At 58.0% G+C, this 21,760-nt stretch carries 24 protein-coding genes; 9 read left to right on the top strand and 15 right to left on the bottom strand.

Annotated elements, in window-relative coordinates:
- Positions 1-72 precede the first annotated feature (72 nt).
- Positions 73-780 carry a nuclease-related domain-containing protein gene (locus T31B1_RS19065; RefSeq protein WP_353251117.1) on the top strand — a complete coding sequence of 236 codons (708 nt, stop codon included), beginning with the start codon at positions 73-75 and terminating at the stop codon, positions 778-780.
- A 67-nt stretch (positions 781-847) separates the two neighbouring features.
- On the opposite strand, the gene T31B1_RS19060 is transcribed toward T31B1_RS19065, so the two are convergent.
- Entirely contained in the window at positions 848-1,111 is a 264-nt protein-coding gene (locus T31B1_RS19060; RefSeq protein WP_353251116.1) for a hypothetical protein, read from the bottom strand.
- A gap of 302 nt (positions 1,112-1,413) precedes the next feature.
- On the opposite strand from T31B1_RS19060, the gene T31B1_RS19055 reads away from it, so the two are divergent.
- Positions 1,414-2,019, top strand: coding sequence for a hypothetical protein (locus tag T31B1_RS19055; RefSeq protein ID WP_353251115.1), 606 nt, complete (start codon positions 1,414-1,416; stop codon positions 2,017-2,019).
- A 12-nt stretch (positions 2,020-2,031) separates the two neighbouring features.
- Here T31B1_RS19055 and T31B1_RS19050 read toward each other — a convergent pair whose 3' ends face one another.
- The 4 genes from T31B1_RS19050 to T31B1_RS19035 form a co-directional block, all read right to left on the bottom strand.
- Positions 2,032-5,529, bottom strand: coding sequence for a conjugal transfer protein TraG N-terminal domain-containing protein (locus tag T31B1_RS19050; protein ID WP_353251114.1), 3,498 nt, complete (start codon positions 5,527-5,529; stop codon positions 2,032-2,034).
- Positions 5,530-5,549: 20 nt separating this feature from the next.
- Positions 5,550-6,845, bottom strand: a complete 1,296-nt coding sequence (locus T31B1_RS19045) for a conjugal transfer protein TraH (RefSeq protein WP_353251113.1) — start codon at positions 6,843-6,845, stop codon at positions 5,550-5,552.
- A 99-nt stretch (positions 6,846-6,944) separates the two neighbouring features.
- Positions 6,945-7,910: a conjugal transfer protein TraF gene (gene traF / locus T31B1_RS19040; protein ID WP_353251112.1), complete on the bottom strand. Its 966-nt coding sequence runs from the start codon at positions 7,908-7,910 to the stop codon at positions 6,945-6,947.
- A 2-nt stretch (positions 7,911-7,912) separates the two neighbouring features.
- Entirely contained in the window at positions 7,913-8,848 is a 936-nt protein-coding gene (locus tag T31B1_RS19035) for a DsbA family protein (protein ID WP_353251111.1), read from the bottom strand.
- A gap of 129 nt (positions 8,849-8,977) precedes the next feature.
- Here T31B1_RS19035 and T31B1_RS19030 point away from each other — a divergent pair, with 129 nt between their 5' ends.
- The 6 genes from T31B1_RS19030 to T31B1_RS19005 all read left to right on the top strand — a co-directional run bounded on the left by T31B1_RS19030 (position 8,978) and on the right by T31B1_RS19005 (position 13,924).
- Complete coding sequence (locus T31B1_RS19030) at positions 8,978-9,217, top strand: hypothetical protein (RefSeq protein WP_353251110.1); 240 nt, start codon at positions 8,978-8,980, stop codon at positions 9,215-9,217.
- Positions 9,214-9,771 carry a metal-dependent hydrolase gene (locus tag T31B1_RS19025; RefSeq protein ID WP_353251109.1) on the top strand — a complete coding sequence of 186 codons (558 nt, stop codon included), beginning with the start codon at positions 9,214-9,216 and terminating at the stop codon, positions 9,769-9,771. The genes T31B1_RS19030 and T31B1_RS19025 overlap by 4 nt, the downstream gene beginning before the upstream one ends.
- A gap of 43 nt (positions 9,772-9,814) precedes the next feature.
- On the top strand, positions 9,815-10,456 hold the full coding sequence (locus T31B1_RS19020) for a transglycosylase SLT domain-containing protein (RefSeq protein WP_353251108.1): 642 nt from the start codon (positions 9,815-9,817) through the stop codon (positions 10,454-10,456).
- Positions 10,457-10,551: 95 nt separating this feature from the next.
- Positions 10,552-10,788, top strand: coding sequence for a hypothetical protein (locus T31B1_RS19015; protein WP_353251107.1), 237 nt, complete (start codon positions 10,552-10,554; stop codon positions 10,786-10,788).
- 1,133 nt (positions 10,789-11,921) lie between these two features.
- Positions 11,922-13,109 (top strand): DNA replication terminus site-binding protein, encoded by a 1,188-nt coding sequence (locus tag T31B1_RS19010; protein ID WP_353251106.1) that lies wholly within the window; start codon positions 11,922-11,924, stop codon positions 13,107-13,109.
- A 437-nt stretch (positions 13,110-13,546) separates the two neighbouring features.
- Complete coding sequence (locus T31B1_RS19005) at positions 13,547-13,924, top strand: hypothetical protein (RefSeq protein WP_353251105.1); 378 nt, start codon at positions 13,547-13,549, stop codon at positions 13,922-13,924.
- A 1,350-nt stretch (positions 13,925-15,274) separates the two neighbouring features.
- Here T31B1_RS19005 and T31B1_RS20085 read toward each other — a convergent pair.
- The 6 genes from T31B1_RS20085 to T31B1_RS18975 all read right to left on the bottom strand — a co-directional run bounded on the left by T31B1_RS20085 (position 15,275) and on the right by T31B1_RS18975 (position 18,651).
- Positions 15,275-15,520: a hypothetical protein gene (locus T31B1_RS20085; protein WP_502951046.1), complete on the bottom strand. Its 246-nt coding sequence runs from the start codon at positions 15,518-15,520 to the stop codon at positions 15,275-15,277.
- Between the two features lie 35 nt (positions 15,521-15,555).
- Positions 15,556-16,659, bottom strand: a complete 1,104-nt coding sequence (locus tag T31B1_RS18995; protein WP_353251104.1) for a tyrosine-type recombinase/integrase — start codon at positions 16,657-16,659, stop codon at positions 15,556-15,558.
- Positions 16,652-17,428, bottom strand: coding sequence for a hypothetical protein (locus tag T31B1_RS18990; protein WP_353251103.1), 777 nt, complete (start codon positions 17,426-17,428; stop codon positions 16,652-16,654). Before T31B1_RS18990 ends, T31B1_RS18995 begins: the two co-directional genes overlap by 8 nt.
- A gap of 45 nt (positions 17,429-17,473) precedes the next feature.
- Positions 17,474-17,893: a type II toxin-antitoxin system VapC family toxin gene (locus tag T31B1_RS18985; protein WP_353251102.1), complete on the bottom strand. Its 420-nt coding sequence runs from the start codon at positions 17,891-17,893 to the stop codon at positions 17,474-17,476.
- Positions 17,890-18,123, bottom strand: coding sequence for a FitA-like ribbon-helix-helix domain-containing protein (locus T31B1_RS18980; RefSeq protein ID WP_353251101.1), 234 nt, complete (start codon positions 18,121-18,123; stop codon positions 17,890-17,892). The genes T31B1_RS18985 and T31B1_RS18980 overlap by 4 nt, the downstream gene beginning before the upstream one ends.
- A 99-nt stretch (positions 18,124-18,222) precedes the next feature.
- Positions 18,223-18,651 (bottom strand): Xre family toxin-antitoxin system antitoxin, encoded by a 429-nt coding sequence (locus T31B1_RS18975; RefSeq protein ID WP_353251100.1) that lies wholly within the window; start codon positions 18,649-18,651, stop codon positions 18,223-18,225.
- Between the two features lie 196 nt (positions 18,652-18,847).
- Here T31B1_RS18975 and T31B1_RS18970 point away from each other — a divergent pair, with 196 nt between their 5' ends.
- Complete coding sequence (locus T31B1_RS18970) at positions 18,848-19,117, top strand: hypothetical protein (RefSeq protein WP_353251099.1); 270 nt, start codon at positions 18,848-18,850, stop codon at positions 19,115-19,117.
- A 57-nt stretch (positions 19,118-19,174) separates the two neighbouring features.
- Here T31B1_RS18970 and T31B1_RS18965 read toward each other — a convergent pair whose 3' ends face one another.
- The 4 genes from T31B1_RS18965 to T31B1_RS18950 form a co-directional block, all read right to left on the bottom strand.
- Positions 19,175-19,492: a hypothetical protein gene (locus T31B1_RS18965; RefSeq protein ID WP_353251098.1), complete on the bottom strand. Its 318-nt coding sequence runs from the start codon at positions 19,490-19,492 to the stop codon at positions 19,175-19,177.
- 120 nt (positions 19,493-19,612) lie between these two features.
- Positions 19,613-20,245, bottom strand: a complete 633-nt coding sequence (locus tag T31B1_RS18960; RefSeq protein WP_353251097.1) for a hypothetical protein — start codon at positions 20,243-20,245, stop codon at positions 19,613-19,615.
- Between the two features lie 104 nt (positions 20,246-20,349).
- Positions 20,350-21,174, bottom strand: coding sequence for a manganese catalase family protein (locus T31B1_RS18955; RefSeq protein WP_293624180.1), 825 nt, complete (start codon positions 21,172-21,174; stop codon positions 20,350-20,352).
- A gap of 57 nt (positions 21,175-21,231) precedes the next feature.
- Positions 21,232-21,672: a DUF2383 domain-containing protein gene (locus tag T31B1_RS18950; protein WP_353111843.1), complete on the bottom strand. Its 441-nt coding sequence runs from the start codon at positions 21,670-21,672 to the stop codon at positions 21,232-21,234.
- Positions 21,673-21,760 lie beyond the last annotated feature (88 nt).

Genomic DNA, 21,760 nt, shown 5'->3' with positions numbered 1-21,760 from the left:
AAACCTGAACACGGGCGATTATGAGTTATCGCCCAATGCGATGCGTTCTGTATCGCATTACTGGAAACCGGCATGGCTCCCTCTTTGATTTCATACCCTCGAGACTTTGTTCGTCAGCGTTGGCGTCTGACTCTATTCTTGGTGTTCGTGTTGCCCAGCCTATGCCTCGCATTAGGTACAGACGAACTCCTGGCACTATTCGTATTCGGTGGCCTGACGCTGAGCTGGATTAGTGTACCGACCGCTCGGCGGGTGGGTTACCGGGGGGAGATCGCGGCAGTCAGGAAGATTAGCGGCGTTCTGCCAGACGGGTACGCCCTCTTTAATCAGGTCGCGGTACCGAATTCATGGTCCCGTACAGGCGCGACAGAGATCGACGCGATCGTTGTTGGTCCAACTGGCGTGACTGTGATCGAGATCAAGAGCAATATCGGTACGGTGATCGCCGGCGGGGCGCGGGATCAATCCTGGCCAGTTCAGAAGATCGGCCGCCGCGGGACGGTTTACTACACACAGATGCGCAATCCGGTTCGGCAGGTTACGGGCCAGGCGCGCGCTCTGCGGCAATACCTGGGCACCAGAGATATCAGCGTGTGGGTGAATACGCTCGTCGTCGCCGGCAGTCGAAAAACGCACTGGCGGGCCGAGCATATTCGTCACGTGCCTATCGTGCCTTTGCAGACGCGTCAGATCGAAACTGCCCTGCTCGGCACGAATGTCCGGACGCTTGATGAGGCCGTAATTACTAGAGCCGTTGAAGCAATCATGCGACTCAAATAATCGGGAATTACGGCTGGGAATGAAGGAAGGACCACCCACCGACAAGTCGGTGGGTGGGTTTGCCAGATCAGATCCGGCGGAAGGATGGTGTGTCGTAGACACTCCAGTCCGGATTGGCTACCAGTTCTTCCGGATACTCCGGTTCGGCTGGTTTCTCTGTCTGAGATGTCTTGAGCTTCGCCTTGAGCTTCGACACAACGTCAGAGATAGCTTGAACGGCCTTCTTAAATACGAACGATTTGGGCCGGGAAGCAGACTGTCTTGAAAGCTTCCCCAGCTCATTGATCGAGTAGAGCATGAAGAAAGCGGTGAAAAAGACGAGCGATGCCATAGTGAACTCCAGTGACGGTTGTTGAGCCCATCGGAGTCACCCCCTTGGGGTGATACACCCCTGGGGCCGGTTGAATGCTGTTCTTATGACACGTTCAGCTAACGTGGTCCGTTAGGACAGAGTGAATCCGCGCGCATGCAGCGGATGGCAAACTCTTGAGCACGAGGCAATCAAGAGGATGATTCCTGTCAGTCTTGCACCTACATACACCTCGTGGCGTCTGGAAAACGGCAATTTCGCTTACTTCTGGCGGTTTGGCGCAATCATGGGAAAATGAGCTATCGACCAGAGGAATTAGAATAATGAAAGCCGATCTTCGACGCGCGATTCAAAAGCCGCACTGGCGATATAAGCTGCTCTGGCTGGGCTTGAGCCTGGTTGTGACCGCCGTTGGATATGCGCTTAGCCTGTCTGGGTCAGTGCAGGCACTTGCTTTGGGTAGAGCCGGGCTGCTGTCTGCGGTAGTAGCGGCAGGCGTAACCGGCTGGTACGCCCTTTTGGTCCAGGTGGGTCGCGGCTCACGGGCCCGATGCGGTCTTGGAAATGGCAAGCGGGCGGATCGAGCGGACAAATTCAGCGTCTGGGTGTTCAGCTTTGTCGCAGTGGTGCCGCTCAGCTATCTTGCCGCACTGATTTTCGATACAGAACCGTCCGGCCTGTTCGTCCCAGTATGTGGCGTGCTGGCGTTCTTTGCTGCTATGCGTGCCATGGATATCACTCGAGAGTCGTCATACGGCTGGGTAATGTCGAAAGACGCCGGCAACGCGAGTGGTGGGTCGGCTCGTGCACGATTCAATCCGATCATGTCGGATAGCCAGCGCAGCGCATTCGAGTATGAGTTTTACGACGATAATCTCACGACGGTTCTCGCTACGCTTGAAGATCCAGCCAAGCGTAGTGAGATTTGAACATGGGGCGATCTATGATCGCCCCATGTTCTGCCCGACGCCTGTTGCCGGCACGCTGCCCTGCACCGTAATCGGTTCCAAGAGGATTGCTCGTTCCTCAGCGTCCTGCTTCGCACGCGCAGCCGCCTGGCGTTGATCGTTCTTGCCTTCGAACGAAGACAGTTCATTGCCGGGTTTGCCATCGTCGACAGGCTGGCTGTCGGACAAATCGACGTTGGAAGGCTGACGGTCTGGCATAAACGGCCCGACGTCGGCAGTCTCGATGTATGGGCGAATGCCGGAGCTGTCCTGATCGCTGGGGGTTTCGGCCGTTTCGACGCCGGCTCGATCTGGAAAATGGCGGTCGGGGTTGTTGAGATCTGCTACACGGTCCAGGCGGCTGCCGTTCTGTCCAGGGCCCTCGTATGCGGCTTTCTGAATACTTTCTCGAATCTGAGGGTCGAGTTTGCTGGCGAGTGCTTCCGTTTCTTCCGTGTATTCGCGCTGCCAGCCGATGCTTTCAGCAATACCGGGGCTTACGTTGTTACCAAGCCAATCGACAGCACGGTCTTCAAGAGCGCCAAGGCTCGCGGTACGCGCGTAGACATCAGCCAGTTGGTCGGTTAGATCTTTCCCTTTCGCATAGTCATAGTGGGATTGATACTCAGCTGCCATTTGCTCCGAACGAACGTCAGAGAAGCTCTTATCGCTATCAATCAGTGATGTCCACGCAGCGCTGCCGATAGCACCGACATTGCCGAGAAAATCTTTGCCCGCATGGGCGCCCTGCGTCTGGGTATCTGCGATGGATCCGCGACTGTTCTGCTCGTCGATCATCCCTCGAGTCATTGCCTCGTCTTTGCCCTTGAACGATGCATACGCAGGCTGTGATGCGTCTCGAATATGATCGTTTCGAGCTTCATAATCATCGCCCAAGGCTGCGTCGCTCGGGCCGCGCGATGCGTGTTGCGCAGCTGTAAGGCCTGCGGCTGCATTACCGCGCACCTGCCCGGCGTCTGGCACATTCATGCTTCCGACTGCCTGTTCAACCTGGCCGCGCACGCCACCCTGATCAGGTAGCTGTCCAGCCGCAACAGATTCATTTGCAGAAGCGCGATCGCCAAAGGCCGGTGCGCCGGCCTGGCCGAAGGTTTGTGCCAATGCTGAATTCGCGGAATCTTGCAGCATGCCCTGTTCGGCCCCGCTCAGCTGGTCCTTATCGGCATAGAGATTCTGACCGTTGGCCGTCAGCAACATTGCATATGAGCGCGCCGCCTGTTCGTCCCCACCCATCTGTCGGATTGCATCCTCACCCGAGGTGGAGGCCATCCACTGATCGACAGCACCGTTATAGCCGGCGTTGGTGATCGCGTCCTGAAGGCGAGCATTGGCGGCGCTGTTCGCAGAAAGGTTTTTGCCCGCTTTCACGCCGTCCACGTCTTGGCGTGTGCCACGGGTTACACCGCTCGATACGGCCTCATTGTATGACTGAGATGCTTGATAGCTTTCCTGGGCCGCCTGTTGGAGCTGCTTGTCTTCCGACAATCCAGTGCCCCGGGTATATATATTCTCGGAGCCCTGGGAAAATTCTTTGGCGACTTGTTGGTTATAGGATGCGTTCCAGCTTTCGTCTTCTTTAAACGTCTGCTGGAGATCGTTTGCGAGTTGATCAGCTTCAGTCTCATTGAGCCGTGTTTGAGCCTGGATGGACGCGGACAACTGCGGTGTAGATTGGGCCCCTGTCGCCGCCGACGCACCGAAAGATGCGATCTGATCCGAAGATATCCCCTGGCTATGGGACCACCGGTCAGCGAGCGATTGCCCCTTCGATTGGAGCATGCTCTCAGATTGTGAATTGCCTACTCGTGTGCCCGATCCGAAGCTGAACGATTGTCCACCTTTCTCGGACGAGCCTGACATCGAGCTAACACGTTGGCCGAGCATCGAGCTGAAATTCGAATTCGCCGATTGCATGGCGGCCTGAGTCGATGCTGTATGTTCAGCGTCCTGCGCTGACCATGAGAACGACGTCATAGTGCCCTCAGCACCTGTGCCGTGCAGCCCGCGTTCTGCGTCCCACTGCTGCATCGCGCCGAATTGAGCCGGTGCCGACGTGCTCGGGGCGGCTTTGTTCTCATCGACATGATCTTGGCCTGTCATCTGGCCGGCTACGTTCGTAAGTGCGTAGTAGCTTCCGCTCACAATAAACAGCGCGATGATCGGTACGCTCGATGCGAGCATGCCGCCGACAGCCAGCTGATTCTGAATGATGCCGTCGAACTGAGACATCCCCGTAATGCTCATCGGTTCCGAGACCACCGCCGCTAATACCGAACTGATCTTGCCCGCAGTAGCGGCATGCATGTAGTGGTTCACGATCGCCATGACCGGCATCCACATCTGAATCCACAGCGCGAGCACCAGGTACTTGCCGATCATCTTCATACCCATGACGCCGAGCCCAATGACAAGGCCCATGATTGGCGTCAGCGCATAGAACAGGGCTTCCATAAAGGTCATGAACGGCTGAACGCTCGTTTCGAAAACACTCTTCTGTGCCTGCCATTGAGCGTTTCGCCGCTGAACGGCTTCGTTGACGATCGCTGCCATCACATTCTGTTTCGAGCCGAGGTGCTTCTGCACTACGGAGTCGCCATAGATCGGGGTGAGATAGACCGCCTTCAGGTACGTGTCGATATTGACGCCGAACTGCTCGATGCCATCCATCGCGTTTTGAAGCAGTTGATCTGTACTTAGGAAAGAGTCAGGCGCCATGTACGCCTTGATATTTGTCTTCGCTGCCGGCAGGAAGACCGCATTAGTGAAGTTTTCGAGCGTCACGAAGGCGCGATCACAGCTGAGTGTCTGCGGAGCGCCACCGATATAGATCTCGGTGTAATAGAAGTCGTCGTTCGCGAAATGTAGTGCTTCTGGTAATGGGCGGTTCAGCACTTCATCAAGGCTCATACCAACACTAGGGTTCTGGTCGTGGAGGTCGACGGCGGTGAGCGTGCATTCACGCACATAGTTAGACCAGGACTTCTCAACATCCGATCCGGGTATCGGGCTATTGGCTTCGCCTGTATTGATACGGTTCAGCATTGCTTCGCGTGCGGCTTGAAGCCGTTTCAGACTCATGCCGTAGCTTTGCTCGGTCATCGCTGGCGTGCTGAACCCCGTCTCGAACAGCTGCGTAATACTGTACCCAGCGCGTGACAGAACACTGCCCGCGGCCGCGACGCCGAACGGAATGTTGTCGACCGGGTAGACCTGACCCGAGTACATATCCTCGACATTGACGCGGACCTGCGGCCCGAACATGACCAGATAGATCGCGAGCCCGAGCATAGCTTCCTGCCATTGCACTCCGCGCCCGCCGGAGAGCACGCCCTGAAGTGCGATGAGAAGCACTCCGAGCCCGAAGCCAATGCGTACAAGCGTGGCGAAGTCGCCTGTGCCTGTGACCATTGCTACTGCGTTGAGTATCCCGGCGAGAAATTCACCGTCACCGATCGAATAGATGTCCCACATGACTGCCGGCCCTTCCGAGATTAATTGATCGAGACGTTCTGCTGAGAGCCGGTCGCCAGGTATGGTCGAACGCTCTGTTCAGACAAATAGGCCTGGTACTTGGTGAGCAGATCGGTCTTTGCGTACTTGTCTTCGAACATCATCGCGTCGCGCTGAATCGCTACCCGAGCCTGGTAGATGAGTTCATTGGCTTGCTGGGCGTAGGCGTGTTCTTCTGATGCAGCAGCTGTTTGAGCGGCCTTTGTCGCCGATAGCAGAAGTTCGCGTGCCATATCGAGAGCGATGTAGCGTGAGGTCTCTTCGACGAACATCACGGCCGCAGCCTCATTGGCCGAGGCGAGCTTTCGCAGGAAAGTGCCGTAGGAACCCGGCAGCGCAATGATGAATGCCTTCTCCTGGTTGAGCGGTGACGAATCGAGATGCGTCATCTTGTGGATGATTCCCGGGTTTGTGCTCGTGCCAAGCAGCATTTCCTCGATTCGTTTGCCAAGTCCTTTGAGCTGCACGGTACGGGTCTGCACCTCGAGGCAGCCGTTAGCCGAGTTGTCCGAGTCCACGCAATCGAGAACCGTGACCTGACCGCCTTCGATGAGATCCTGTAGATCGATCGTGCTCGGGGCCGTCATCGTCGGGTTAGATTCGCCCTCATCGTCCGACTCGACGCTGTTCTGAACGATGACCGTGCCTGTCATCGACATGATGGCCTCGAGCATGCTTGTGTCGCCGTAGGTGAACCAAGACTGCACTGCCCCTTTGTTAAGCGCTCGCCAGACCAAGTTGCCGGTGATGCGTTCGCTCGTTGCTTCCGGTGCCGTGTCCTGGGCTATCTTGGACGGGTCACTGTCGAACATTGACTGGAAGGTGTCGCCGAAGTTGCCGGCGGTCTGGGCGATCATGCTGTTTTCCTTGGTAAGCGTGCCCTTCATCGCCTTGGCTGAATCGGTGACGATGCCCTGCGCCGCCTCGCAAGAGTTCAGCGACATCTGATTGAGCGCCTGAAGTTTTTTCTGAAGGGATTCGATGGTGGCCATACAGGTCTCACACATCTCCTTGAGTGCGATTTGAAAGGCGTAGCTCTTGGCGTTTGAAGCGACAGAACGAAAAAGATTCACTAGCCGGTCGGCGCTTATATAGGAGAAAGAGCCACCGAACAGATCGATGCCGCCACAGCCTGCGCCCACAGATGGGGGTACGACCGAGAGCAGGTTCTCGTTCATGATCTTGTTGCGTCCGCTGTACGAGCCGCCGGAAATGACGCCGCGCCGTTGCGTTTCGTACACGCCCGGCGCGGTGAAGTTGGACATATCGTTGAGCATCCCTTCCATCTCATCGTTTAGGTCGGCCCATGCGGGTACCGACGATAAGAGCAGGAGGGACAAAGAAAAAACCAGACGCTTTACGAACATATGGATGGCTTACCGGGTGGCATTGTCGATTGACTCGACCAATCGTGCGGGGCTTGCTGTGACCTCTTCGCTGACTGCGATCTCAGCAAAATCACCCCGGTGCTTAGTAGAAGGACGTGTCTGCTGATAGCGGGCCGGGCTGATCCAGCCGCGTTGTGCCGCGACTGCCAGCATTCGGGCCTTGAGTTCCTCGACGCTCATGAGCCCGTGTGCTACGACCTGCATACCGTTCGGAGGATGGGCTAGTACGAGAGCGGGCGTCGTTCGTATCCTGAGCTGCTTCGCTACGCCGCGATCGGGCACGAAATCGGGAAACGGATTGCCCGGCAATGGCAGCCCGTCGGTCGAAACGGGAACGATCCGCGTCCCATAGAGACGTTCGAGCGTCTTGAGCACGGAAACCTGCATGGCGCAGTAGCCACAATTCGACTCGAAAAAGAACATCAACCCCGTCTGACCGGACATCTCCCGGAGCAAATCATCCTGGGTCAGCGTGGCCTGTTGCTGCATTGTCTGAATGAAGGCCGTTCCTTGTGGGTATTGAGCGTACTCGTCGAGCAGAGCGTCACCGTTGACGACCCGCTGCGTGGCCGTTGCAAAACGCTCGGCCTTGTCCATCGAGACACGCTGTAGGTAAAGGTAGGCTCGGATATTCGTTTCGGTCGGCGCGTCAATGGCCTTTTGTCTGTACTTAGGCAGATTGACCGCCAACCAGGCCGAGGACAGTGGCTCAGGGCCCGATGGCTCTGGCTCCGGCCGAGCTGTCGGCGAGGCCTCGACCACCGCCGCCTCGGGTTCTTCGATCGGGTCGGGCTCGATCGGTTCAGGTTCCGGCTCGTACCAAAACCAGCCTTCGGCGTGCTTGCCATAGAAGCCGTGATTTTCGATCCCGTTCAGATCAGCTGCTGTCGCTGCCAGGGAGAGGCACAGCGTTGTGCAACCTACGACGAATGCCCCAGTTGCATGGATAGCCATATTTAGGCCCCACCGAGCATCTGTTCGAACAGCGGGGAGAAATGCGCCAGTGGCCGAGCACCGTTTAGTCGGAGCGCTTGGCCGCTACTATTGTTGATGACGACATTGCCGGGGGTGCCTTGAACACCGATAACAGATGCTTCGTGCACGTCAGCATCGACCTCCGCGATCAGCTCGGCACGATTGTCGTCGACGCAATCCCGAATATCCTGAGGATCGAGATCAAGTTGCGTGATGGCGGTATCCACTGCCTGTCGTGATAGGCCGCGACCGTTGCCGCCACTGTGCTCGAAAACTGAATCGACAAACTGCCAGAAGGCATTGTTACCGCCTTGGCGGGCGACGCATTTGCTGAGCAACGCTTCGTCCTGTGCGACCGGGTTGTGCATGGCCAGCGGGAGGTGGCGCAGCACCACATTGACGCGGCCGTCGTAGAGATCCGGCACACGTTTGATCGTGTCCTGATGCCGCTTACAGAATGGGCATTCGAAATCGTCGTAAACGATCAGACTGACCGGTGCATTTGGGTCGCCGAGAATATGGTCGCGTTCGCTATCGACGGCCCGTACGCGAGAAACCGGGGTGCCCAGCGTGTTGCCGGCACTCGGAACGATCCGTCGTTGGCCGTGCTTCTCCGCGCTCGACTGGGCGATCTTGCGAATCGACTCTCGCACGCGTCGGTCCAGCGCTTCGTCATCGGTACCAGCCGCTTCCATCGCAACGCCGATGAGTTTCTTAATCAGAGCCTCGAGCTGTTCATCATCGATTGGTGCTAGTGCCGACGTATTCGCTTGCGACTCGAGGTGATAGAGACGGGTCGTGAGCGCTCCGGCGGTAAACGCCGCACAAAGGAGCAACGCACTGAGAACGGCCAGAGCCAGGATGGCCATCACTGTAGTCGAGTTGATGAAGCGAGATTCGCGATCGGGATTCAGCATCTTGGAATAGATTTTTCAGGGGTGCGGCTAGTGTCTATCGCAAGGCTTTGCTCCCTGGTCTCGTAAAACGCTCGAAATTGACGTTTTTCACACCCCTGGCCTGGCTGTGACGCGGCTAGTCTTTGCCGCATGAAAACCAAGACACCGCAGCCCCGGGCACGCGAATACGAAATCCTTGTTCTGCTCGAACAGAATTCGAGCGTTCTGAGTACGCTCGTTCAGAAAGTCAGCTTCACGCGACATGAGAGTCGCGTGCACGCGTTGCTGTCGTGTCTGGCAGTGAAAGGTGAAGCGATCTGGAGTGCCGACGGCCAGTGGCGAATTACGCCCCGCGGGATGGATGCTGTACGACTCGCAGCAGCACCGTGACGAAGTTTGGCCATTTCGTGACGTCGGCCGGATTCAGCGTCCTCGCGTACCGGTTGCTTGCTGGTGACGATCCCCAACTGGGCATCTTGGAGACCCTGGATTGGTTTGCCGCGGCCGGCGCGTCGGGCGATATGTCAGATCCGCCTCTTACCGGGCTCGCCATGGCGTGCGCCAGTGGCCTGATTTTTGGCGCGTCGGCTCCTGACCAGATGGAATTTCCTCTTTTCGGGCGGCTTATCGGTCGTGTATCGCTCTTGCCGCATCGAACCGTGACTCATTCGCCCTGGTTGTGGATCGCATTTATATGCGGCGGCGTCATTGCGCTCGCTCAGACCCAAGGCTGGGGTCTGCTATTCGCTTACCAATGGCTCGGTTTCAGCTTGTCAGGCGCGCTCCATATCTTTGTCGATATGGGTTCAATGAGCGGCATTCCATTGCTCAACCCGTTCGGCGGACGTTACTCGCTGTGTCTCTACAGCACTGGCGGGGTACGCGAATTGGGTTACTCGCTGGGCATCGGCATCGGTGCAGCGTTGCTTGGCTGGCTGTTATAGGCCGTCTGCGGCCGTGCTTATAAAACTCGATTGGATCTGAGATATGTCCACGATGATGCGCGCTGGAATCTACGCGGCGTTTCTGTTGACTGCTATCAACAGCGCTTCCGCCAGTGATTTGACTGGTCTAACTGAAAGCGAGGTCAGAGCGATTTTTCCCGACATCGCGGTGCAGGAGCGCGCCGCTGTCCCAGCAGGACGTTATGGATCGCTGATCGCTCGTGTTTCGAAGGCACTGGGCATGGATGCCTTTCTCGTCGATGCGGTGATCTATCGAGAGAGTAATTATCGAGCCGACGTTGTAAGTAGTGCGAATGCGATTGGCCTGATGCAACTCGTTCCTGACGGCGGCGCGGCCGATGCCTATGCGCACCTTTATGGCCGTGCTGGGCAGCCTACCCAAGCCAGTCTGATGCGCCCGGACATCAACGTTTGGTTAGGAACGGCGTATCTCCAGCTGCTCGAGCGCCAATATTTCAGCGATTATGCGCGTGAGGTGCGCATCCCACTTGTACTAGCCGCGTACAATTGGGGCATCGGGAGAATGCTGCATGCCAAGCCGCCTCAGATGCTTACCCGCGGCGAAGTTTTGGATTGGATCGATCGACATTGCCCCGATGAAACAAAATCGTATGTGACTCGCGTATTGTCATCCTACGACAGTGCTCGCGTGGCCTCGCTCTAATGAATCGAGGTCGTCAGCCTGAACGAACCGCCGATATTGTCGGTTCAAGAAAGGGTAAGAAAATGGGGAATAGTTTGCCCGAGGTACGAGCGTCCGTGGAGGACGTCATCAGCGTATGCCAGCGTTTGGTTTCCGAGAAGGCGGCCATCTGCCATGACGCAGGTAAACAGGGGGAAAATAGCGCCGAACTGGCGCGCGTGTGCTTCGACCAATACGTCGCAGGTGTATCCGATGCCATGGATGCAATCGGCTCTAGTCGACTCGGCGACACAATGCGGACCTTTGCGCGATACAAGATGCAGCAGCTAAAGGATGCGCCGAGCCAGCACTGAGCTGAGGCGTTAGACAAAAAAACCCGAGGCACTTGATAGTGCCCCGGGCCGGTCTTTCATCAGCTTCCAGGTCGGGACGTACAATCGTCCAATCGTGAGTGTTTGGACGAGTCGTCACGACGTTGACGTGCTTGCAGCTCTTCGCGTTTGGAAATTACTGATATATACAGCACACCAACACCAAGAAGAACGGCAAGGATCTGGATCGCCACGATCACATATGTCGCCATAGCATGTCTCCGCTACGAGCTTTCAGGATGAGAATAGCAAAACCGTGCCTGTAGGGGCCCCATCTTTTCAGATGAGGCATTCATTGTCGGTCTGCTTCGTCATCGTCGAGCGCCAGCAGCGCATGAGCGATCGCCTGTAGGGCGATCCAGGCGCATACGGTTGTACCGATAACCCAGGCTGGACTCGTGAAGAAGACCGTGCTGAGGCCGGTGCCACCCACTATCCACCAGGCAAGCCTGATGAGCTGAGTGGCAAGACTGTCGCGCACATGCCTTCGAAACCGCAGTCTCATTTCGCACCTCCGTAACCGGCGTCCCGGCGTTGTAATCACCGGAATCGCGGCGTCCCGCGCGGTGAAGTACCGTCGGGATGGAGACGCAGCTCCCCTGTTGGGGCGGCATCACCACCCCAACAGGGTTCGTCGTGCTGTTGCTTATTACTCGATCAGCTATCGAGGCCTTGTTACATACGCAGGCGGCGTATCGTTCTAGACGAACGAGATTGCGGTCAGACTAGCGGAATCTGGGCTCAACATACGATCGTAAAACGCGTGATTTGCCAACTTATCGCCGGCATTTGCTGACGCCACACACCCGGCTCTTCAGTCCCCTTTCAGGACGAACCCTCTCGCGGGTTTATACCATCCCCCAAATCGAGACTGACCGCCAATCCGGTTGCGTAACCACTTTTGCTCGCCGACTTATTGTGTTGATACTGACCTCCCGTCAACTTGCTGGTGCGGTTCTAGGTCGGCCCGAATAGATTGATAAAAGAGCCAATAAGGAAGACGTAAAGTCCCCACCAGCTCGCTATGACGCAAGAGCGGACCCAACCCGCAGGGTTGGAGCGCTTCGCTTTTGGGGATGGTATAAATTGCGCTTGATTTGAACTGGAGTTGCGGCATGGCGGGAGCGAACGACAACCAAGCGCGTATGGCGGCGATCGCAGCCACGCAGGCCGTACGAGAAGCAACGCGCAATGCCCTAGACCGACTGCGCGCTTGCGCCGTGGATGCCACGGTGTTCGAAATCCCGGTACAGGATGAGCGTGAGCCGCTGCCGCCTACGACCGGAGTTACGTTGCGTTCGAATGATGCTGGCATACAAGCCGCGCTGGCAGCACTGGCCGCACTCGACTATTCGGAATGCCAGCACCCCATGGCCACGGTGCGTTGTCCGGGTGTGCTCGTGGTCGATGGCGACGTGCAGGACGTCGTAAACGAACTGAATACGCGCAAGCGTGAACTGCGCGCGGCGATGTCGGCCTTTGGCACCAGCGGTTGGTACACCTGGCGCGGGAATCTACCCGACTGGGCCCATCTCAATCGCTTGCAAGCCTATCGCGAGTGGCACGCGCTCGAGTCGCCTCTACGCCGCGTAGGGCTGAGCTGGACAGGGCATAGTCATGGCATCGAGCAGCTGCGCATCGGTGCGCTGATGGCGCGGCTGGAAAGACAGAACCGCACCCATGGACACGTCCACATCGAGGCTGAGCTAGCGATGCTTGCCGGGTTCGATCCGAACGAGGTGGTGGTCATCCGTAAGCCCGTCGCCCCGAATCCCGTCGCGAATATTGTGAACTTCAGCGGCCGCCGGCGGCTGGTAAAGACCGCCCTGCCCCTGATCGTGCCGGAGCCGATGCCGGCGATCGGCTCGCTGGGCGACTTTATCCTCGGAGAGAGTACGCGAGCCAGGCGTGACGATCTGGCGATCGAGACCCTACTTGTCGAGCACTGGCACGCGTGGCGCTATCGGGCGCCCTACCGCTTTTGCCTGCCTGCGGATCCAGTGAATACGCGTGTAACATTTAAGGGCGTTAACCTCGCGCTCACGCCGAATAAGCAGGTTCGCCAGTTTCTGGCACGGCCGAGCGAAGCTGCATTAGCGGACATTATGGCTACGGTCAACAAAGCGCGTGGCCCGATACCCGGCCACCTAGCACTTGATGCGCAGGGCGCGTTTCGTATCGTAGCCGCTAACCGTGCACATATGTATCTCGTCGATAGCGAACAGAATGTCTACCGCGTGCCGTTGAGAGATTTAAGCGCTGGATTGTCCGAATCGAACGCAGGAGAAACGACCAATGTCTAAGCCTGTGCAATTGCCCGATGGCAGCTGGGAACTGGCGCTGCCGGATGGCCGGGTGGCGTTCGGCGACAGTCCGCATTTCCTTCAACGCATGGCCAGTGCGATGCGCTAGGCCAATGACGCACGCAGCATCTTTCTGGATACCTGGAAGGTGGCGGTGCGCGCCGCCGGCCCACAGTTTTCAAGATCGATGCTGAATCGATCGATTCGGCCACCGACAAGAACCAGCTCGGGCCTGACACGACCGCGATCAGTGCGGCCATTTTCTCCGCCGGCGAGAGGCAGTTCATCGTCGCACTATTGAGCTCTTTCAATCGCGAATCCGCGGCCGAACTATGTCGCGTACATGGCGAAACCGAGCAGCCTGGTAAATTGGCCGCACACCTTGATCGCAATCGCCTCCAGATCATTACCGATCTGATGCTCAGCTATGAAGCCTGGTGAATTTGGCGCAACCCGGGTTGTTGCGCGACTATAGATCGATGCAGACCAATTGTTCCGGGCACGACGACATTCAGATCGGCGCCGTACTTGAGCGGGTCGAGTTCAAGCAGCGTCAGATCGTAATAGGGTTCGATAGCGGCGATCGCCGCCTCGATACAAACAGCTCGCTCTATCGTCGTGGGTTGTTGTATCCGCGCAGGCAACAACGCTTCGCGTCACAGCTAGTGGCTCAGATCGGACAGCGCGTGGCTGAGGTGAGTGCCGATGACGAGCGCGCCAAGCTACGAGTGATCTTCGACAATGGTGCAGTTCTGTATATCGGTGAATATCAGCAGCGAACGCCCGCCAAGCGGGCGCGCAGGACTCACACATAGCGCAGCACACCTTACTACCTGATTAGGCTCGAAACTCATCGGACTCCCGTCAGTACGCCTCCGAAGCTTTCTAACGATGTAAAGATGGTGAAGCGCGTACTACCGCGTATGCAGACGCTCTAACCGCAGTCGTACAGACCTGGTGAGCTTCGAGCCTATTAAGTAAGGAATTTTTCTACAGTCGTCTCTCGCGTCGATCGGCCAAACAAGCGCCAATGCTAATTACCCTAGGTCTACGAACTTCTGCGCCCTCAGAGTAATCAGTTACGAAATTATTGAACAATAATTGCGCCTGTCGCGCTGCGGCACGAACCAGTTGATGGGCAGGCTTGAACGACAGTCTGAATTGTGCCTGGCTCAGTTGCTCGGCCGACTTGGCATACCCCTCCGAATGCACGACTGTTGCTACCTGAAGGTCCCGGGTAGAATTGCTGGTTGTTATAACGGCAAAATCCTGCATTCAAATTCGCCCGCACTGTAACGGAGCCACCAAACCAGGAAACCGCATAGGCTCCGGTTTGGTTAATATTTTGACCCGGCGACGCGTTGGTTATTCCAGTACCACTAATCTGGGTTATTGTGCTGCCGCCCGCTGCGGTCGCTTCAGGCGAGACCTCATTCGCGGATGACTGGCTTCCGTCCAGCCCGCTTTTAGTAGGTGGGAGGTCGCACTGATACGCATCGACCATGTCGCTGGAAATTGTTGTGACTCCTTGGTCAGACGCATCTTTGCCGCCCATGGCCGCACATATCTTTTCATGTCGTTTCTTTAGTTTCGGTGACACCATCGTAGGAACTGTGGTGAGCGAACCGTCTCCATTCTGTCGCAAAGTCTGTTGATAGATCTCATCATCGCCATTATCAAGACTTGGCAACACGAGCGTGCGATGTAGGAGCGTTTCACCCGTGCTTTCCACCGTTGTATAGCTGTCTGCTACTCGCCCGGCATCGCTAGTCTACGCGCAGACGGTTGTGACCGACATAGACAAGGTTAAAGTCACGATCAACAAATTTAACTGACGCACTTCCAACTCCTTTCTGGTTATGGAACAGCACGGTTAGCACATTTAATAAATAAACCGCAAAGCTAGAGTTTTACTGATATTGGAATGCGCACGGGGCACATAGAGACGTCGCGCGAACTACTTTATTTCTAATCATAGAGTTACTAATCAGAAGTGTCCCATCGTGATTCACTATGCGAAATGTTGTTTTGAACGCAGGCGCACTTTCGGGATAAACTCCTAAAATCATGCCATTGTTTGGCGCTCCAATGCTTAAAGGCAATAGCGGTAAGACAAAGGAGCTTGATTAGGCCCGAAACTCTGCTATTCCAAGAAGGCGTTCGGGCTAGGGTTTTGTCCGTGCCGTATCACCGTTCACATGACCTAGGATCGCCCGCAGGTCGTAGCGTCGATTGAAGCGATACTGGAGATCGGTGAGACAATGCGGTGCGTACTTGGCGAATTTGAACCCATCGTATGAGCCCGATGTGGCGTTCTTTCGGTTGTTCAGCGAGATGTTCACGCTCTCGAACTTCGGATACTGAACGGCGGCAACGCCTGACCCGGTGATAACGGCCTGATGATCGGCCACTGCCACCCGTCGCGTTCGCTTTCGAAGATAAATATTTACGTGGGCTCTCTTTCATGGCCAGGTTTTATGCTCACCTTGTAATCTCGCCCGCGTAACAGCTCTCGCCGCCATGTGGCTCGGTCCGCATGATCGTAGATCCTTGAGGTGATCGACTGGCTGGCGTGCCCGAGCAACCAGGACACGAACCGGATAGACGTGCCCGCGTCCAGCAGCTGTGTGGCCGCGGTGTGCCGTAGCCAGTGCGTTGTCGCCTGTTCCATGTGCCGGCGTTGCCCCACGCTATCCAGGCGCTGCGCTGCACGCTCGAAGAACACCTTGAGCTCCTGACTGATCGTGCCGCGATACAGCGGCGCTTCGGACTTGCCGCGTAGCGGCCACACCAGGAACCCTTCCTCCTGATCGGGCGCCGGATAGTGCGGCAGACCCAGTGAGCGTCGATACCGAACAAGGCCGTCAATGGCGTCGTGTCGCAATGGCACGTCCATTTCCACGTCGCCCTTGCGCACAACACGCCAGACCCATTCGGAGTGTCCGGCCTCCTGGGCGAGATAGACGCTGTTCATCGGCGCCTTGAGTGTCTCGCTGATTCGCGATCCGGTCGATAGAAACCACACGAGCGTGAAGCGAATGCGTTCGTCGCGCGGGGCGCCGCTCAATGTCGCGGCCTCGTCGAACAGCACACGTAGCTCCTCGTTCGACAAGAACCGCTCGACGCGCACCCCGCCCTCCTTCTTCTTACGCTTGCTGCGCAGCACGAGAACGTTCGCTCGCAGATAGCCGGCAGCGGAAAGCAGGCCCGTCAGGGAAGCCAGTACGGAGAACACGCCATCGACGGCCGCGCGGCTACGCGGCTTGCCTGTGACCTTACCGGCCAACAGATCCTGCTCGTAGGCCCGCACGTCCTCGATCGTGACCATGTTGAGCGAGCGGCCGCGCTTCTGGATGTATTCGAGGAATCGCCGAGCTTCGCGTTGGTAGCGATCGAAGGTGGACTCGCTGTTCGCGGCGCGCGCTTGCAGCCAGGCAGCGACTGCCTGTTCGTCGGTTTCGGCACGGATAAGCCGCTCCGGCGGCGCGTGCTCGTGCGGCGTTGTCAGCGCGGGTACCAGCTCGTGGCTGCTGTCAGCGATTTCACGCATCGGGATCACCTTCTCTCATGCCTTTGTTCTGGGCCTGACTGATCGCATCCCGAACGCGACGCTTTGCTTTCCACTGGCGCCAGTAGCCTTCGAAGTCGAGCGTCCACCCACCTGCAAACATATCACCCGTCAAACGTCCCCCGATCCGCTGTACGAGCTGGCTCCAACTCGCCTTATCGGGTTTTCGTCGGAAGTAATTCACCTCGCTCCGTATATCCGCACCGTAGAGGTCGCGCATATCGAAAAGGTCGGCCATGGCCTCACAGCGAAGCAGAACCGTGTCGGGGTCGAACTCCTGGGCGATGATCGTCTGAAACGCCTGTTCGTTCTCGACGCGCTTGCGCTGCTCACGTTCTTTTCGTTCGTGCGACTCACGCCGCGTCATGATGTCCTTGGCTGTCTCCGTGGCACGCGCCAGCCGGCGAAGCGCGCCGGCGGCCGTGGCCATCGCCTCGCGTTCCTTTTCGGAGAGGTATCGATACAACGGGTGATCCGCACGCAGCGTGGATGCCACACGGCGAAATGCGGCTTGTTCCTTCCGCCGTTCATCGCTGGTCGCGAATATGCCGACGCGGGATCGCTTATCCGCCATGTCGCGGGCAATGGCATCGCCCGTAAGCTGTTCGCTCCGAGCTATCAGACGCGCGCCCTTGCAGAACGGCTCACGACAGCGCCAGTGGTAGTGGTCGGCCGAGGCATCCTCGAGCACCAGCGGTTCCTCGCACTCCGGGCACGCCGGTCTGGGATTAGCGGGGGCTGAGCTGCACATGGGTATCGCTCGTGGCGGTCATGGCCTTCATACGCGAACGCCGCCCTACTCGGCCCACGGGTTGATGACGGGCACCCCAGCAGCCGCGAACGGTTCGATGTCGCGCGTTGCGACGCTGAAACCGTGCGTCGCGGCAATCGCGGCGATCTGACCATCAGCCATAGGCAATACACGACCGCCGGCCCTGACCGTTGCACTCATCTGAGCGAACACCTCAGCCTCCCGCTGGTCGAACGGCAAAATGCGCTCGTCGAACAACGTCCGTAACAAACGGCTCAGGCCATGCCGCAGATCATTCTGGCGTTGGCCTACCGGCATCTGCTCCACGCCCGCCAACAGTTCAGCCAGGTTGACGGCCGTAAGGTAGAGCGTCTCGGGCGCTTGGCGATCCAGCCACTGCGTTACCAGCGGGTTCGCCTGGGGCTTCATGGGTTCTGAGACGACGTTGGTATCGAGAATGATCACTCGAACGCCGCTGGCTCGAGGGGTGAATCGTCGCGGTTCGTCGGCAACTCCACGCCGCCCATTTCTCGGCCGAACTCGGCGAGCGCTGTGCCAAGGCGCGTCTTCGGGCGCACGGCACTTTCGAGAATGGCGCGCAGTTCAGCTTCCATGCTGCGGCCGTGCTTTGCAGCTCGCACCTTGAGCGCACGGTGCGTTTCTTCGGAAAGGTTGCGAATGGTGACGGCTGACACTGCTAGCACTCCTGCGCATTGCTTGCAGTGCTAGCATAATCCATTACCCGCTAGCGCGCACTGGATGACGATCAAGCACTTAATCGAGCCGCTGGTCGCTCACAGGGCGCTGCCATGCTCCAGCTGTCCCAGCAGATCCTCAACGGCTTCCAGACCGGCGCTGTTCTGCATCGCGACTGTCATCGGTGCCTGGTCGTCGAGCAAGGGGTGTTTACGCTCGAGGAAGGCCCTGGCGGTTTCAGCGTCCTGGTAGACACGAACCGCTGCCGTCCAGGCTCGCGCGACGCGATACGCCCTCTCGCTGTCGTAAGGATTCAGGGGTTGCTGCATCTTGCGCCGGCGCTGAAGCGTGGGCCGCGCGACGATGCGATGCACGAACCCCTTGTCTTCGGGTGCCACGGCGCGTTGCAGGTGCATGAGCGTGTTCACCGGGAACCCGCGCTGTATGCGCTCAGCCATGAGCAGCACGGATGAGCGTTCGGAGTGTTCGAGTCCGAGGACGCGTTCAACGGCAGTGACGTCTTCCATAGAAAGGCTACAAACGCAATGCGTTCACATAAAGCTATATGATCGCTCGAACGAGCGCACGGCGACGGGATCTTGCTGTGCGCTTCCCTCGGACACCGTACGGGGGCATCTGTCGTGACAGTCCTAGCGTTGACTCAGGCAGGCAGAACGAGCGGAATAGACGTGTTCACGGTCGATCTAGCAAGGAAGTCGATTCATGCGGGATAGGGATGATCTGCAGCAGTACCTGGGCGTTCCAGCCGAGATAGGCCCGCGCCTGGATAACGAGGAGCTGCGAGCGATCTACCAGGGGGCGTTGTCGCGCCTCGACACGAAGTTCAATGCCCGCCAGCCCGCTAGCGCACTACTCGAGGAGTTCGTGGGCGATGAGCGCGATGTCGCGATCGTGAAGCTGGTCGAGCATTTGTTCGCTCCAGAACGAGATCCGCTGCCGGCGTGGCTGGAACTGCCTCCGGCTCAAGATTAGCGGCCTGAACAGAACAACGCGCCGCTATCGACGCTTTTCGTCGCCCGTCGTCGCGCTTTAGGTTGGATCACCAGTAGCTTCAGCTTTATCAACGCGCATACCGGCCACGTCTCGCGCGGCAGGTAAAGGGCTGGCGCTGCATACAATCCCACTCCTGAAGCGGGGTTTGCCATCCTGGTCTTTAAGGGGCTCAAACGCGGTGTGCCTGGCGAACTTCAGGGCCTGCTCTGCGTCTTCGATGGCCGCGAAGAAATGTGCAGCTGCGGCAGGGTCGTCGGAGGCGAGCCACTGGCGCATCTCGTGTATTCGTTCGGCGGCTGCATCAAGAACCTCGCCCAGAGCGAGACCCGTTAATTCTTTTTGTCGCCTGGTCATAGCCCGTATCCGATGGTTGTCCGCGCATGGCCGCACTCCGGAATGAAGCTTAGCGAAACATTCGCGATACAGGTATGGCTATTAGTGAACTAACAAGTCGTGCGCTATCTACATGGTCAATTAGATCTGCTGCTTTAACCAACTCTGGAGCTTCTGGCGCGCCGAGCGTTTGGCCATCCGCTTCGTGTTGATCGCAACCGGTCGGAGTAGCTGGTTGTCGTCGCCTCGAACGAGGAATTTGCGTTGCGCGCCTATAATCCCGCCTTCGGGGCCATAGCTGGCGATGACGGTGATCTTGAAGTTGTTCACGTCGAGGTCGCGTAGCAGCTGCGACTCGTCGGCGCTCAATTCCTTGTGTCGCTCTGCCGTCTGTCGAAGCAACGAGCGGAAGGTGCCGAGATTGATCTGCTCGCCCGGACGTAGCGGGCCCTGCCGTGTAATTTCCTGCGGCCGGTCCTCGCTATCTTTCGGCTTCGCATTGTCGAAGTCGGTCACCGACTCGGTATATTCGTTATCGCTGGCTCGAATGGTCAGATTGATGCTGTGAATATAGATCGGCTCCTGACTCATGTTGCTGATCAGGCACACCGAATCGACCTGTTGCCCCCACCCCTGATTGATCAGGATTCGAGCCTGGCGCTGGCGACGAAAACCGGCATAGAGCAGGTGCGCATAGAACAGCCACACGCCGAGCGTACCGACGCTGGCAAAAAAGGATAGCGCTTGCGCGTTCTGGTTAATCCACTGCCACATGGGGATAGCAATCTTCAGGCTGACCGCTGGCGCAAACGCCGGCGAGTTAAGCAAAAAAACTGCCGCGCCGGCGGTAGCCGGCGCGGCAGCCTGTCGTACCGGAACTACATCTGTTCCTTCTGGGCACGCGCGCCTTCACGCGCCTTGCCGAGCGAGGGTTCCTGACCCAGCGGCTCGGGCTCCTGCTTCATCGAGTATTCGCTACGCCCGTCCAGCGAGGGACCCTGGCTCCAGCGGCCTTCCGGCGCCTGCTTGTCCAGCAGGGTGTTGAGGTAGTAGTAGGAATGCTCCTTGGCTTCGTGGTCGTCGGGCGTGGAGTTGGGAATCGGCAGCTGTTCTTCCATGCCGCCCAGTTCTTCGATGATCGCCAGCCACTGCTGCTGGTGGTAAGTATCGCGGGCGATCAGGAACGACAGAAAGTCCTTCATGCCCTTGTCGTCGGTCCAGTTGTAGAGCCGCGAGGCAAGCACCCGGCCGCCGGCCTCGGCTGCCACGTTGCACATCATGTCGGCCCCGATATTGCCGGTGGCATAGACATGGCTCATGTCGAACGGCACGCCGTTGGCGTTGACCGGCATCGCCGACAGGCCCGATGAGAGCAGGTGCCGCGGGTTCATGCCGCCGAGGATGGCGTTGATGACCGGGTCCTTGGCGGATTCCTCCTGATAGGACAGCGGCGCACCTTCGAGATTGAGCGCGACCGCATGGCCGAGCATCTCGATATGCGACAGCTCTTCGGTGGCCGTGGACATCAGCAGATCGCGGATCCGATCGTCGCCGCGGGCGCCCATGGCCTGGAAGAAATACTGCATGGCCACGCGGATCTCGCCCTCGACACCGCCGATCGCCTGCTGGAGCAGCATGGCGAACTGCGGGTCGGGCTTGTCTACCTTGACCGGGTACTGAAGCTTGGAAGAATGACGGAACATAGTGAGTCCTCGGTATTTGAAAGGAAGAGTTGCACAGCGAAACTGACGCGTGAGGTACTACGCGCGCTCTTTCATCCACTGTTTGTGACGCGCCTCGTCTGCCATGGCTTCCTCAAGCTTGGCGCGGAGTCGATCGTCGATATCGGTACGCGCACTGGCCGTGCGATAGGCAGCTTCGGTTTCCACCTCGTTCGTCGCCATGGCCGTGAGAATCGCGGAATCGCCACCGATGTTGGCGAACTTGACCTTGCCTTGAGTCAACAGACTCTTCGGGCCGCTACCCGTAGGCACGTCGCCGCCCATATCGCGCAGATGAGGTGTCAAATCGCTTATATGGCGTTCGTGATCCTTGCGGAACGACGCTAGGGCTTCCTTTGCCCGCGTGTCCTCGAGCCGCTCGATCGCCGCGTCGTATGCGTCGATCGCGTCGTAATCGAGCCGAATCAGATCCCAAAGCAGATCGGTGAGATCGCCTTCATGACCGACCAAAGTAACCATGCGATTGCCGTTGCATCGAAATAGAGCCGCTCACGATGCGCGCGAGTTCGGGGTTCGAATATCGGGGTTCCTACGGTCAGTAGATTGC

The organism is Salinisphaera sp. T31B1, assembly GCF_040361275.1.
In the GTDB taxonomy this organism is placed as follows: domain Bacteria; phylum Pseudomonadota; class Gammaproteobacteria; order Nevskiales; family Salinisphaeraceae; genus Salinisphaera.
The sequence above is the reverse complement of the archived record's forward strand: the minus strand, read 5'-3'. Positions and strand labels throughout refer to the sequence as shown.